The 12,278-nt window shown below is 65.9% G+C and carries 12 protein-coding genes; 5 read left to right on the plus strand and 7 right to left on the minus strand.

Translation table 11 applies throughout. The features are described from left to right. Positions 1 to 24: 24 nt before the first annotated feature. From FOE78_RS09055 to FOE78_RS09075, 5 genes are read right to left on the minus strand one after another with little or no spacing between them, the layout of a single operon-like run. Positions 25 to 1,698 carry an ABC transporter substrate-binding protein gene (locus FOE78_RS09055; RefSeq protein WP_143985992.1) on the minus strand — a complete coding sequence of 558 codons (1,674 nt, stop codon included), beginning with the start codon at positions 1,696 to 1,698 and terminating at the stop codon, positions 25 to 27. Continuing rightward, entirely contained in the window at positions 1,695 to 2,759 is a 1,065-nt protein-coding gene (locus tag FOE78_RS09060; RefSeq protein WP_143985993.1) for an ABC transporter ATP-binding protein, read from the minus strand. Before FOE78_RS09060 ends, FOE78_RS09055 begins: the two co-directional genes overlap by 4 nt. Continuing rightward, positions 2,759 to 3,844: an ABC transporter ATP-binding protein gene (locus tag FOE78_RS09065; RefSeq protein WP_143985994.1), complete on the minus strand. Its 1,086-nt coding sequence runs from the start codon at positions 3,842 to 3,844 to the stop codon at positions 2,759 to 2,761. The genes FOE78_RS09060 and FOE78_RS09065 overlap by 1 nt, the downstream gene beginning before the upstream one ends. Further along, positions 3,841 to 4,791, minus strand: coding sequence for an ABC transporter permease (locus tag FOE78_RS09070; RefSeq protein WP_143985995.1), 951 nt, complete (start codon positions 4,789 to 4,791; stop codon positions 3,841 to 3,843). Before FOE78_RS09070 ends, FOE78_RS09065 begins: the two co-directional genes overlap by 4 nt. After that, positions 4,791 to 5,888 carry an ABC transporter permease gene (locus FOE78_RS09075; RefSeq protein WP_228266120.1) on the minus strand — a complete coding sequence of 366 codons (1,098 nt, stop codon included), beginning with the start codon at positions 5,886 to 5,888 and terminating at the stop codon, positions 4,791 to 4,793. Before FOE78_RS09075 ends, FOE78_RS09070 begins: the two co-directional genes overlap by 1 nt. Before the next feature lie 252 nt (positions 5,889 to 6,140). Between FOE78_RS09075 and FOE78_RS09080 the strand changes: the two genes are divergently transcribed. Further along, on the plus strand, positions 6,141 to 8,327 hold the full coding sequence (locus tag FOE78_RS09080; protein WP_143985996.1) for a glycoside hydrolase family 5 protein: 2,187 nt from the start codon (positions 6,141 to 6,143) through the stop codon (positions 8,325 to 8,327). A gap of 99 nt (positions 8,328 to 8,426) precedes the next feature. Here the strand turns inward: FOE78_RS09080 and FOE78_RS24765 are convergent, their stop codons facing one another. Then, complete coding sequence (locus tag FOE78_RS24765; RefSeq protein WP_143985997.1) at positions 8,427 to 8,882, minus strand: GrpB family protein; 456 nt, start codon at positions 8,880 to 8,882, stop codon at positions 8,427 to 8,429. 19 nt (positions 8,883 to 8,901) lie between these two features. Here FOE78_RS24765 and FOE78_RS09090 point away from each other — a divergent pair, with 19 nt between their 5' ends. Continuing rightward, positions 8,902 to 9,825, plus strand: a complete 924-nt coding sequence (locus FOE78_RS09090; RefSeq protein ID WP_143985998.1) for a phosphotransferase — start codon at positions 8,902 to 8,904, stop codon at positions 9,823 to 9,825. Between the two features lie 86 nt (positions 9,826 to 9,911). Next, complete coding sequence (locus FOE78_RS09095; protein WP_143985999.1) at positions 9,912 to 10,253, plus strand: VOC family protein; 342 nt, start codon at positions 9,912 to 9,914, stop codon at positions 10,251 to 10,253. A 69-nt stretch (positions 10,254 to 10,322) separates the two neighbouring features. Here FOE78_RS09095 and FOE78_RS09100 read toward each other — a convergent pair whose 3' ends face one another. Beyond that, entirely contained in the window at positions 10,323 to 10,916 is a 594-nt protein-coding gene (locus FOE78_RS09100) for a nucleotidyl transferase AbiEii/AbiGii toxin family protein (protein ID WP_143986000.1), read from the minus strand. A 113-nt stretch (positions 10,917 to 11,029) separates the two neighbouring features. Here FOE78_RS09100 and FOE78_RS09105 point away from each other — a divergent pair, with 113 nt between their 5' ends. Both FOE78_RS09105 and FOE78_RS09110 read left to right on the plus strand, forming a co-directional pair. Beyond that, a complete protein-coding gene (locus FOE78_RS09105) occupies positions 11,030 to 11,572 on the plus strand; it encodes an AAA family ATPase (RefSeq protein ID WP_143986001.1) in 543 nt (180 codons plus the stop codon). A 215-nt stretch (positions 11,573 to 11,787) separates the two neighbouring features. Then, positions 11,788 to 12,273 carry a DEAD/DEAH box helicase family protein gene (locus FOE78_RS09110; protein WP_143986002.1) on the plus strand — a complete coding sequence of 162 codons (486 nt, stop codon included), beginning with the start codon at positions 11,788 to 11,790 and terminating at the stop codon, positions 12,271 to 12,273. The last annotated feature ends 5 nt before the right edge of the window (positions 12,274 to 12,278 follow it).

The raw sequence follows: 12,278 nt of genomic DNA on the forward strand, positions 1-12,278 counted from the left end.
CCTTATGTGGGACGTGGCAAGCGACTAGCGCGCGGCCTTCTCCGGATTCGGCTTCAGGTGCTGGATGGTGATCGTCGCATCCACCGGCTGGGTGATGTGCGGGATGTACTCGGCGCTCTTGGGATCCGGCCAGCCGATCCAATCGGTGGAGTTCACGTTGACGTAGTAGGTGGCCGAGTGCAGCGGGGCGTACGGCACCTGATCGACGATGATCTTGGAGATCTCCGCGGTGCGTTGCTTGAGCGCGTTCGTGTCCAGTGTCTGGGCCATCTGGTTCAGCAGCTTGTCCACCTGCGGATTCTCGAACCGACCCTGGTTGGCCACCGCGGTCTTGCCGATCGGCACCACGTAACTGCTGTTCAGCTGGGCGTTGAGGCTGGCCCAGATGTCGTCACCGCTCAACAGGTACTGCTGGATCATCTGGAAGTCACCGTTGCCGAGATCACGCGACCAGGACTGGCCCGGCTCCGCGTTCAGCTTCACCTTCAGCCCGAGCACCTGCTTGAACTGCTCCTGCACGGCCGGCCCGTAGGTGTTCCAGGTCGAGTCGTCGGAGTTGGTGATCAACGTGATCGGGTAGCTCTTGCCGCCCTTGGTCAGGGTCCCGTTCTCGACGGTGTAGTCGCTGGCCTTCAGTTCCGACTTGGCCAGTTCGACGTTCTGCTGGTGCCGCACGTTTGCCAGATCCGACGGCAGGTAGCTGCCCCAGGTGTCGGGCTCCAGACCGGTCGGGTTGGCGGTCTTGGTGCCGGAGTTGAACAGCTTGGACAGGTCGTCGGCGTTGATCGCGGCGTAGAGGGCACGGCGGATGTGCACGTCGGTGGTCGGGCCCTTCTTCATGTTGAAGAGCAGGCCGGTGGAGAAACCTGCCGGATAGGTCCAGTAGTGGTTGTGCTGCGGGTCGGCTCCGACGAAGTCGGTCTGGTAGTTCTGCCAACTCATCCCGGCCCAGGTGATCTGGTTCTTCAGCAGCATCTGCTTGCCGGATTCCTCCGACGCGAACGGCTTGATCTCGACATGTTTGACGCCGTTGAACTTGCCGTTCCAGTAGTTGTCGCGCACCTTCAGCCGGATGGACTGCGGACTGAACGATTCCAGGGTGAACGCACCGGTGGACACCGGCTCCTTGTTCGTCCACTTCACCGGATCCTGTTTCTCCCACAGGTGCTTCGGCACGATCGCTCGCGGGATCTTGCTGTAGTTGGTCAGGTCATGCAGTTCCGGCTTGGTGTAGTTGACGACCACCGTGTGCTCGTCCGGTGTCTCGATCGAACCGAGGTCGGGGATCGGTGCAACTGCCAGGCCGTTGGTCGTGGTCGGCAACTCGAGGGTGTACTTCACGTCGGCGGAGGTGAACGGCTGACCGTCGCTCCAGGTGACGTCGTCGCGGAGGTGGAAAGTCAGTTTCTTGCCGTCGGAGGAGAACTCGTACGACTTGGCCAGCCACGGCTCGACCTTCATCGCGTCGGCGCGGTTGACCCGGATCAACGGCTCGAAGATCAGGTTCATCAACGGGCTCTTGTTCGCGGCCGGGGAGAACGGGTTGAAGTTCTGGGTGTACGAGGTCGCGCCGCCCATCGCGAGCTTGAGGGTGTCGACGACCTGCCCGGTGGGGCTCTTGGTGCGTTCCGTGGAGCAGGCAGCGCCGCTCACGATCAGTGCTAACGCCAGCACCACGGCGATGATTCGGCTTTTCATGATGGGTCTCCCAGCTCCTGCGTCTTCGGGGTGTCGGTGGGTTTCTCGGCATGGAGCCAGCAATGCGTCCAGTGATCGGCACTGAGCTGGCTGCGAGGAGGGAACGTGGTCTTGCAGATGTCCATGGCGAACGGACAGCGGGGGTGGAATCGGCATCCGGCGGGCGGATCGGCCAGATTGGGCGGTTCGCCGAGATCGAGCGCGGCGCCGGCGTCCAGCGAGGTCTCCGGATCGGGGGAGGACTCCAGCAGCAGTTGGGTGTAGGGATGCTGCGGGTTCTGGATCACCGATTCCGTCGGTCCGCCTTCGACGGTCTGTCCGGCGTACATCACCTGCACCGCGTTGGCCAGGTAGCGTGCGCTGGCGATGTCGTGGGTGATGTAGAGCATCGCCAGGTCCTGCTCGTCGCGCAGTTTGCGGAGCAGATTCAGGATGTCGAGGCGAATGGACACGTCGAGCATCGAGATCGGCTCGTCGGCGAGGATCACCTCGGGATCGACCGCGAGCGCCCGGGCGATCACCAGACGCTGCCGCTGGCCGCCGGACAGCTGGTGCGGGTAGGCGTCGACCAGGTCTGCGGCCGGGGTCAGATTGACCCGCTCCATCAGCTGGAGGATGCGCCCCTGCAGTTCGGCCCGGCCGGCGAAGTCGTGATGCAGCTTGAGCGCCCGCTCCAGGTTGTGTCGTACCGGTTTCTGCGGGTTCAGCGCGCCGAACGGATCCTGGAAGATCAACTGCACCCGGCTGTGGAACTCGCGATTTCCGAAGCCCAGCTTGGCATCGACGGGTTCACCGTCGAGTCGGATCTCCCCGGAGGTGACCGGGTAGAACTGGGCGAGCAGTCGGGCCAGGGTCGTCTTGCCGCTGCCCGACTCGCCGACCAGCGCGACGATCTGACCGCGCCGCAGTTGCAAGCTCGCGTCCTCGACGGCGTGGATGACCGAACCGCCGCCGAACGCACTGTGCACGTCGAAGTGTTTGCTGACGTTCTTCGCCTCGAGCACCACGGGTGCATCGCGGTCCACGGTCCGAGTCTCGGCGGTCACCGGCTGGGAAGTCATCACACCGACCTTCCGGATGGTTCTGCCGGCACTCCGGCGGGGGAGACGTCGTGAAGATGGCAGGCGACCTGCCGATCGCCGATCGGCGACAAGATCGGCAGTTCGGAGGAACACCGGTCGAAGCGGTGGCTGCAGCGTGGATTGAAGGGGCATCCGGACGGCGGATGGCGCAGGTCCGGCGGGTTGCCACCGATGCCGGACAGCTCCGTCAGCGGTGCATGCAGGGACGGGAAGGCGTCGCGCAGGCCGCGGGCGTATGGGTGCAGCGGATCGTTGTAGATCTGCTGGGCGGACGCTTCCTCGACAATCCGACCGGCGTACATGATCGCGATGCGATCGGCCAACTGCACCAGCAGGGACAGGTCATGGGTGACGAAGACGACCGCGAACCCGAGTTGCTCCTGCAGGCTCAACAGTTGCGCCAGGATCTGCCGCTGCATGACCACGTCCACTGCTGTGGTCGGCTCGTCCATCACCACGATGCGTGGCTGGCAGGCCAGCGCCAGCGCGATCAGCGATCGCTGCCGCATCCCTCCGGACAGCTCATGGGGATAGCTGCGGGACCGGTTCGCCGGCACCCCGACCATCTCCAGCAACTCGGCGACCCGAGCCTTGACGGCCTGCTGGCCCATGCCTCGGTTGTGCTGCCGCAGCGCGTCGGCGAACTGGTCGCCGAGCCGCATCACCGGATTGAGGCAGTCCATCGCCGACTGCAGCACGATCGCGATCTCGTTCCACCGCAGCCGTCGCAGCGCGGCGTCGCTCAGCGTGGTCAACTCGACCGTGCCGCTGTCCGGTGAGTGGTAGGTGATGCTGCCGCCGACGGTGACGGCCGGTGGCCGCTGCAGCCGGGTGAGCGCGGTGATCAGCGTTGACTTGCCCGAGCCGGACTCGCCCGCGACCCCGACGATCTCGCCCTCGTGCAGGGTGAGGTCGACGTTGTTGCACGAGCGGACCGGGCCGCGTTCGGTCAGGTAGTCCACGGTGAGCCCGGAGACCTCCAGGATCGGACGGCCTCGCCGGCGTTCGGACTGGGGAACGGTGCCGGTCGGTGCGAAGCGTTCCCGGACGAGATTCTCAGTCATCGAGCCGCCACCTTCTGCCGGCTGCTGGGTTCGGCAACATCGCGTTGGCCCTTTCGGAAGTTCTTCTTGCGCAGCTTGTCGAATTGCCGTACGAGGGCACGCTCCTTGCCCTGCAGCCGGGGGTTGCTGAGTTCGTCGATGCCGAAGTTGATCAAGGCGGTTGCGGTGCCGATCAGAGCCAGACACAGACCCGGCGGCAAGTACCACCACCAGTAGCCCAATCGGATTGCCGACTGATCGCGCGAGTCCTCGATCATCGTTCCCCAGCTGATCGTCTCGGCGCTGATGCCGAGGAAGGCCAGACCGGCTTCGGCCATCACGCCGGCCACCATGGCCCGCAGGAACATGGCCGAGATGATCCCGGTCAGATGCGGCAGGATCTCGGAGAAGATCAGCCGGCTGCGGGTCTCGCCCAGGGCGCGCATGGCGACCGCGAAATCCCTGTTGCGCAACGACAGGGTCTGGGCCCGCAGGTAGCGTGCGCCGGCCGGCCACTCGAAGATGCCGATCAGGAATGCGACCACCACCCAGGTGACGCCCTGCACGTAACCGGCCACGATCAGGATCAGCGCGAAGCTCGGCAGCGTGATGAACAGGTTGGTCAGCACCGTCAACACCCGGTCGGACCGGCCGCCGAGGAAGCCGCCGGTGACGCCGACCAAGATCGCCAGCACGGTGGCCAACACGGCCGACGTGACACCGACCGCGACGCTGCTGCGTGCCCCGACCAGGACCTGAGACAGCACGTCCTGGCCGCTGTTCGTGGTGCCGAGCGGATGACCGCCGCCGGGAGGCTGGTGCAGTGCGTTGTAGTCGATGGCATCGGCCGGCATCTGCAGGACGTGGTTGACGAATGGCGGCCCGGCGATGGCCACGAGGATGAAGATGGCCAGAATCGCAAAGCCGATCCGGGCACGCCAGGAACGGAACAGGCGTCGTACGGACATCAGTTGCTCTCCCTGGTCCGCGGATCGAGCAGGACGTACAGCGAATCGGCGAGGAAGTTGGCCGCCAGCGTGGTCAGCGTGATCATCAAGAACACGGTCTGCATCACGGGGAAGTCGTGGGCGCCGATCGCCTTCAGCAGCAGGTAACCCATGCCCGGGTAGGTGAAGACGATCTCGGTCAGCAGCACACCGCTGATCACGCCGCCGATGGACAACGCCAGGCCGGTCACGTTCGGCAGCAGGGCGTTGCGGGCGGAGTACTTGAACAGCACTCGCCGGCTGGACAGGCCCTTCGCGCGGGCCAGCAGCACGTAGTCCTCGGCCACGGTGGTGACCATCACGTTGCGCATCGAGAAGAACCAGCCGTTGAAGCCGACGAAGATCAACGTGAAGGCCGGCAGCGCGCCGTACTTCAGCACCGACAGCAGGAACCAGATGTTGTTGAGCTGGAACGGGACGCTGGGGTCGTAGCCGCCGGCCAGCGGGAACCAGCCGAGCACGAATCCGAACAGCCACAGGGCGAGCAGGGCGAGCCAGAACGGCGGAACCGAGTGCAGGAAGGTGGTCACCGGGGTGAAGATCGTGTCGACGCGGCTGCCCGGCCGGGTGCCGATCCAGGCTCCCAGGAAGGTGCCGATGACCCAGGCGAAGATCGTGGTCACGCCGACCAGCAGGACGGTCCAGGGCAGCGCCTGGCCGACCAGCTCGGAGACCGGGGTGGGGAATTCGCTCAGTGAGGTGCCGAAGCGGAACCGGGCGATGTCGGCCCAGTACTGCAGGTACTGCCCGAACAGGTTTTCCGTGGGATCGCCGTAGAAGGTGTGGATGGCGGCGATCTGATCGGGGGTCGGGGTCTGCCCGGTCTGTTGCTGCAGGTTGTTCAGCAGATCCTGGGCCGGATCGCCGGGGACGAAACGCGGAATCAGGAAGTTCAACGTGATCGCTGCCCACGCGGTGAACACATAGAAGCCGAACCTGCGGGATAGGAAACGCAGTGGATTCTTCCGCGCCCGGCCCGCGGTCGCGGTCTTGGCGTCGGACGGTTCGCCGGCTTCGGCGGGCAGTGGCTGGGCAAGCCCGGGCTGTGACGCGGTCACTGGTTGAGTCCGAACGGCGTGACTGCACGGACGGCAGCCCGGTCCGTGGCCGTGATCAACATTGAGAGCCCCCCGTCGCGCTCGGCAGCCGTGAGTTGGCCGCCCGGAAGAAGCGATCGTGATCCCCGGACGCCAACCGATCTAGCATGTCTAGTCAGGGCTACATATATAGTCACACCGGAGCAGGGATGTCAACGCCGACCCCCGCGATCTGGACCGGAGCCGTCAACCGTAGGAGTAGGAGCCCAGACCATGAGCAACGGCGACCCTCACGTTCGGCCGGCGCCGTACGTTGTCGATCATCACCAACGTGCCCGGTCGGAGGCCGATCTGTCGCACCTGCTCGACGCGCCGGCCGGCCGGGACGGGTTCATCGGCGTCCGTGACGGCCACCTGGTCCAGCCGGACGGCCGTCGGCTGCGCATCTGGGGTGTGAACCTGACCGGGTGGACGAAGGGCTCGACCCTGCTGCCGCCGAAGGAGGAGGCGCCGATCTGGGCGGCCGCGCTGGCCCGCTTCGGCATCAACTGCGTACGGTTCCACTTCCTGGATCTGCCCACCCTCGACGAGGAAGACGTTGATCACCAGCAGCCCGGCGGGTTGATCGACCGGCGCCAGGAGCACACCCGGTCCTTCGATCCCGAACAGCTGGACCGGCTCGACTTCTTCGTCGCCGAACTGAAGCAGCGTGGGATCTACACGAACCTGAACCTCAACGTGGGTCGCACCTACACCGAGGGCGACGGCGTGCCGGACTGGGACGCGGTGCGGATCTGGAAGGGCATGACCTTCATCGGCGAGCGGCTGATCGAGCTCCAGCGAGACTATGCGCGGGACCTGCTGACCCACCACAACCCGTACACCGGGAACGAGTACCGGCATGAACCGGCGGTGGCGATCGTCGAGATCGTCAACGAGAACTCGCTGTACGAGTTCTGGATGCGCAACTGGCTGAGGGGAGAGCGGACGAAGGACAATCCGGACATCCAGCTCGACTTCACGCCGTTCTATGCGGAGCAGCTCGACGCCAGGTATCAGGACTGGCTGGCCGGCAACCGAACCGAGGACCAGCTCGCCGAGTTGCGGAAGCTCGCGGGCGTCGCGGCGGATGCGCCGATTCCGCGGCTGCGGGTGGAGCAGTTCGCCGAGGCACCGGCGCCGCTGTTCCATGCCGAGGGCGAGTTCTACGGCGCGGTCGAGCGCGACTTCTTCCTGGACATGAAGCGATATCTCACCGACGACCTCGGCGTCGCGTCGCTGATCGTCGGCTGCGCCGACCACACCTACTGGATCCCCAACCAGCCGATTGTGCAGGGCACTTCGCAGCTCGACATCGTCGACGGGCACGTCTACTGGCAGCACCCGGCCATCTGGGGCGCCCGGAACACGCCGATGGTCGACGATCCGCTGAACTCGACGATCGTCAAACTCAGCCGGTCACCGGTCGCCGGCAAGCCGTTCATGGTGAGCGAGGTGAACCACCCCAATCCGAACGAGTATGCAGCCGAGATGATCCCGATCCTGGCCGCATACGCCGCCTTCCAGGACTGGGACGGGATCTTCTTCTACACCTTCGAACCCAAGGCGCTGGGCGACTACCAGCGCTATGTGGCCGACAACTTCGACATCACTCTCGATCCGGTGAAGCTGATCCAGCTGGCAGCCGGAGCCCTGATCTTCTGCCGAGCCGACGTCCGGCCGGCGCGCCGGACCGTCACCCGGTCCTATTCGGCCGAGCAGGTGCTGGAGAGCATCCGGCTGCCGGAGTCGGCGCGGCCCTACTTCACGCCCGGCTTCCCGACCTCGACCGCGTTGCGCCACGGTCTGCGGATCTCCTCCTTCGACGGCGAGCCGACCGCCGCCTTCGCTGCGGATGAACCCGGCCCCTACCTGACCGACACCGGCGAGCTCGGCTGGCACGTCTCGCCCGAGCACGGCGGCCTGGTCACCATCGACACCGATCGCACTCAGGCACTGGTCGGCTTCGTCACCGCCAACGGTCGCACGACACGGCATCTGGCAGCCGACGTCGCCAACCGGTTCTGCGCGATCACCCTGAGCTCGCTGGACGAGCAGCCGATCGCCCGTAGCGAGAAGCTGTTGCTGACCGCGTGTTCGAGGATCGAGAACACCGGTACGCAGTGGAACGCTCGGCACACCTTATGGGAGACCTGGGGCCACGGGCCCACGCTGATCGAACCGGTGACCGGTTGGCTGGTGCTGACCGACCTCCAGGGGCCCATAGACATCCAGGTGACCCCGCTCGACGGCTCCGATCGGCCTATCGTCGAGCCCGTCCACGCGCGCCGGCTGGAGATCGGCTGGGAGATCCCGCTCGGCGATCCCGCCACGACGCAGTACCTGATCCACCCCGTACGCTCTGCGGAGCAGGCCAAGCGACTCGCGCGGGGTGGTCCGCGGTCCGAATTCTTCGGCTGACCCGTCGGGCCGCGGCAGGTCCGAACCACCTTGTCGGCTGGGGTCCGTTGGACGCGTTGACCTACCGGGTTTGGTCGTCGGACCAGCGCCGAGCGGGGTTCATGATTGCGTCGCCGATGGGGATCTTGTTGTCCACGTACCAGTCGCGGTCGCCGGCGCACTCCTGCAGAAGTGGCCGTTTGCGGCTGCGTACGACGTCGCCGCCTCCGGATGACTCCGCAGGTAGTCACGAAACGCCGGATAATCCCGTGCCACGCGCGAGCCGGCATCGACGACGTGGAGGTGCTCTCGTCGACCAACTTGCTTGTCCCGAAAGAAAGACGACGCTCGGTGCTCTCCGCGGAAGATCGCACACTGGCAGAGCGGCCAGTCGAAGCGCGCTGACCTGCTCGACGAAATTGCGAGGATTCGGCGCTTGACAAAGAGGGGGAAACCGCACTTTCGTCGAGCAAGTTCAGTTGGCTCGGATCGAGGACCGGATCTCGGCTGCCCGGTGGCTGCGCTGGCGCCGCAGGCAGGGCCGCGCGTGTGCGGCGACGGACGGTGAGTCCTCATCCAGGCTAATGTCCAGCGGATGGATCTTTCGTTTCTGGGAGTGCCGGTCGCGCCGATGGTGCGAGTCCACGGCGGGGCTGCCAACCGGATGTTCCGGCTCGATACGGAACAGGGTTCGTTCGCGGTGAAGGAGTTGAACGTCGTCGATCGGCGCGAGGCCTACCGGGTCGAGGACGTGTTCAGATTGGAGCGTGCCGCCTTCGCCGCCGGGATCCCGATGCCGGAACCGATCGCGGCCGACTCTCAGATCCTTGTTCACCGGTGGGTCGAGGGTGAGAAGGTGCCCGAGGCGCCCGTTTCGGCGGCGTACGCGTTCGAGATCGGTGAGATCCTCGCACGCCTCCACGCTCTCGACGTCGACTGGCCGCAGGAGCCGGTCGAGCCACTGACGCCGCGGGATTGGCCCGAGCTTGCCGAGCGGGCGATGGCGACCGGCCAGCCCTGGGCGGACGACCTCGCCGACCGGGTCGAGACGTTCCTCGCCATCGCAGACTTCGTCGACGACTGTCGGCTGCCGGGCCCGATGGTGCTGACGCACAAGGACATCCAGCCGTGGAACCTGCTGGCCCGAGAGGGACGACCGGTGCTGCTGGACTGGGAGCTCTCGGGGATGTCGGACCTGTCCGGTGAGCTGGGCTCGACCGCGCTGGGGCTGGCGAAGGGGCCTGGTTTCGACGACATCGAGCCGGCCATCTTCGGTTCGGTGCTGGAGGGGTATGTCGCCGGCGGTGGAGTGCTGCCGCGGCCGGGTCCGAGCTGGTTCGTGTTCATGATCGGTGGCTGGCTGGGCCACACGCGATGGAACATTCTCCGCTGCCTGGCCGGAGTCGAGGCCGGCAGCGGCCCTGAACTCGCGCAGTCACAGTTGTCCGCGGGTGCCGGGGTACGCGGTCTCCCGGACATGTTCGGCCGGCTTGCGGAGTTCCAGACGCTGCTGGTGTGACGCGGGCCTGATCCTGACGCGGGATGTCCGGGATGCGGCCGATAATCTCGGTCGACCCAGCGGTCGCCGGCCGGTACGTTGAGGCGGTGACAGCATTCGTCAAGTCGGTCACCTTTGATTGCCACGCGCCGCTCGTCGTCGCGGCGTTCTGGGCCGCAGCGCTGGGTTCAAATGTTGACGAGGACAGCACCGAGAACCGTGCCTGGGTTGAGCCGCCGGGCTGGGGTGGCCCGAGTCTGTGGTTCCAACGCGTGCCTGAGCCGAAGACGGCCAAGAACCGCCAGCACTTCGATCTGAGGGCGATCGGCGATTTGGGTGCAGAGGTCGACCGGCTTTGTGCGCTGGGTGCCACGAGGGTGCGCGATGATGGCGACGATCTTGTCGTCATGGCCGACCCCGAGGGAAACGAGTTCTGCGTCGAGGCATGAGCGCCCGGTGACTTCGCCACTGGTGATCAGTCGGTACGGGGTCGAGGTTTTTGTTGCAGGCAGGCATGTTCAGTGGTTGGCTCGCGGAGCTTCCAGCCAGGTGTCCAGGGCTGACGGGAGATCTCGTCCGCGGTGGTAGCCGCGCCCGGTGATCACAGTGATCAGGTGACGGGCGTCCCGGAGGTCGTCGGCGTTTGCGCGCTCGATCAACGCGCGCAGGTCGCGGTCGCGTTTTTCGCTACGCCGCCAGCAGAGCTTGACCGCGATCAGGTGCCCGATCCGGGCAACCGGGATTTTCAAGCCCGGCCGGACCTCCAACCTCTCCGCCGCGGTCACGGTCTCGACTTCGACGCCGGAACTGGCAAAGAACAGGTCGACGGCCACGTCCTCGCCGGCGACAGTCGCGAGTAACCGTACCGTCGCGAGTCGACCCGTCTGGTCATGCACGATCGACTCCCTCGGCCGGTAGCCGATCGAAATCAGGTCATCGACCCGTGCTTTGGCGGTCGCATCATCGGGCACGGCGACGGCGATGTCGACGTCCGCGGTCGGTCGCGATTGTGCCCGGGCGCAAACAGCGAGGCCGCCGACCAGCGCCCAGGGCGAACGGAGTCCGTGAAGGTCATCAACGATTCGCGGGAGGGCATCCTCCGGCATGATCATGAGGACACCCTTGCAGTCACCGCCGGCCGTGGCCACAGATTTTCGCGCAGCACAAGCAGGACTCGCATGCCCGCGGAAGCCGGGACGGGCGGCGAAGGTGGAAGAGTCTGCGTATGCGACCAGTCCTTGTGGTGATCGGTGGCCTGCCGGGCACCGGGAAGTCGACGATTGCGGCAGCGCTCGCCCGCGAGACCGCGACCCCGTACCTGCGGGTGGACCGGATCGAGCAGGCGATCGTCGCAGCGTCGTCCTTGTCTCATCCACTGGGGTCGGTCGGCTACGCGGTGGCACACCAGTTGGCGACAGAACAGCTTCAAGCTGGCCTGGATGTCGTCGTCGAGTGTGTGAACCCGCTCGCACTCACTCGGGACGCCTGGTCCCAGACGGCAGCGAGGTCCGGTGCGGCGATCGTAGAGGTCGAGGTCGTCTGCTCGGATCGGGCGGAGCATCGTCGACGAGTGGAGACGCGTGACTCGGATGTGGACGGTCTGGTGAAGCCGACCTGGACCGAAGTGATCGAGCGCGAGTACGAACCATGGGCGAGGCAGCCGGTCAGAGTCGACTCTGCCGAAACCCCCGTAGCACGCGCGGTTCAGCAGATCGGAGAGCAGATGCGGGCCGTACGCGAGGGTCATCACCCGGCGTCAAGGGGGTGAATCGCCGCCGGCGATCTGGTGCTTTGCCAAGAAGGAAGAACAGAGGCAGAGCCTTCCCGCGATTCGTCGACTCCAGGTCGCTTGGCGAAGTTGCGTAACGAAGGTGCAAGGGATCGACGCCAGATTTCGCATTTTCGTCACGCAAGTTCGGGGTCGGCGCATGCCGACGCAAACGGGTGGCTGCTGACTGGTGGGTCGGGTTAGCGTCGTCGATCGTGATCAACTACGTCCTCGGCGCGCCCGGTGCCGGCAAGAGCCTGATCGTCCCGCGGCTGCGCAGGCTGATGCCCGGTCGGGTGGTGCTGGACTGGGACGCTTTGATGGGGCCGGCCGGCGAACTCGCAGGCGCTCCGATCCCACAGACGCCGCAAACCTGGGAGCCGTACGGACGGCTGATCCGAGCGATCGCCGACGTGATTCTCCCGGCAGACCTGGTGCTGCTCGGCGTCTGCACTCCGGGCGAGCTGGCTGATTGGCCGGATGGGCCGTGGCTTCTGCTGGACTGTGCCGACGATGTGCGGCGGCAGCGTCTGACGGCACGCAACGAACCCGACGACATCGAGGAAGTGCTGTCCGATGCCGCCGATTACCGGAACCTGGGGCTACCGGCGGTCGACACGACCCAGCTCTCGCCGGACGAAGTCGCCAGGGCAGTCGCTGCCAAGATCATCGAGTCCTCAGCAGCCGTCCCGCCCGACTGACGCGT

This window comes from Microlunatus elymi, assembly GCF_007362775.1.
GTDB classification, from domain to species: Bacteria; Actinomycetota; Actinomycetes; order Propionibacteriales; family Propionibacteriaceae; genus Microlunatus; species Microlunatus elymi.

Coding starts and splice junctions, on each gene's coding strand:
- FOE78_RS09055 (WP_143985992.1), bottom strand. CDS start 1,698: ATGAAAAGCCGAATCATCGCCGTGGTGCTGGCGTTAGCACTGATCGTG.
- FOE78_RS09060 (WP_143985993.1), bottom strand. CDS start 2,759: ATGACTTCCCAGCCGGTGACCGCCGAGACTCGGACCGTGGACCGCGAT.
- FOE78_RS09065 (WP_143985994.1), bottom strand. CDS start 3,844: ATGACTGAGAATCTCGTCCGGGAACGCTTCGCACCGACCGGCACCGTT.
- FOE78_RS09070 (WP_143985995.1), bottom strand. CDS start 4,791: ATGTCCGTACGACGCCTGTTCCGTTCCTGGCGTGCCCGGATCGGCTTT.
- FOE78_RS09080 (WP_143985996.1), top strand. CDS start 6,141: ATGAGCAACGGCGACCCTCACGTTCGGCCGGCGCCGTACGTTGTCGAT.
- FOE78_RS24765 (WP_143985997.1), bottom strand. CDS start 8,882: ATGAGGACTCACCGTCCGTCGCCGCACACGCGCGGCCCTGCCTGCGGC.
- FOE78_RS09090 (WP_143985998.1), top strand. CDS start 8,902: ATGGATCTTTCGTTTCTGGGAGTGCCGGTCGCGCCGATGGTGCGAGTC.
- FOE78_RS09100 (WP_143986000.1), bottom strand. CDS start 10,916: ATGATCATGCCGGAGGATGCCCTCCCGCGAATCGTTGATGACCTTCAC.
- FOE78_RS09105 (WP_143986001.1), top strand. CDS start 11,030: ATGCGACCAGTCCTTGTGGTGATCGGTGGCCTGCCGGGCACCGGGAAG.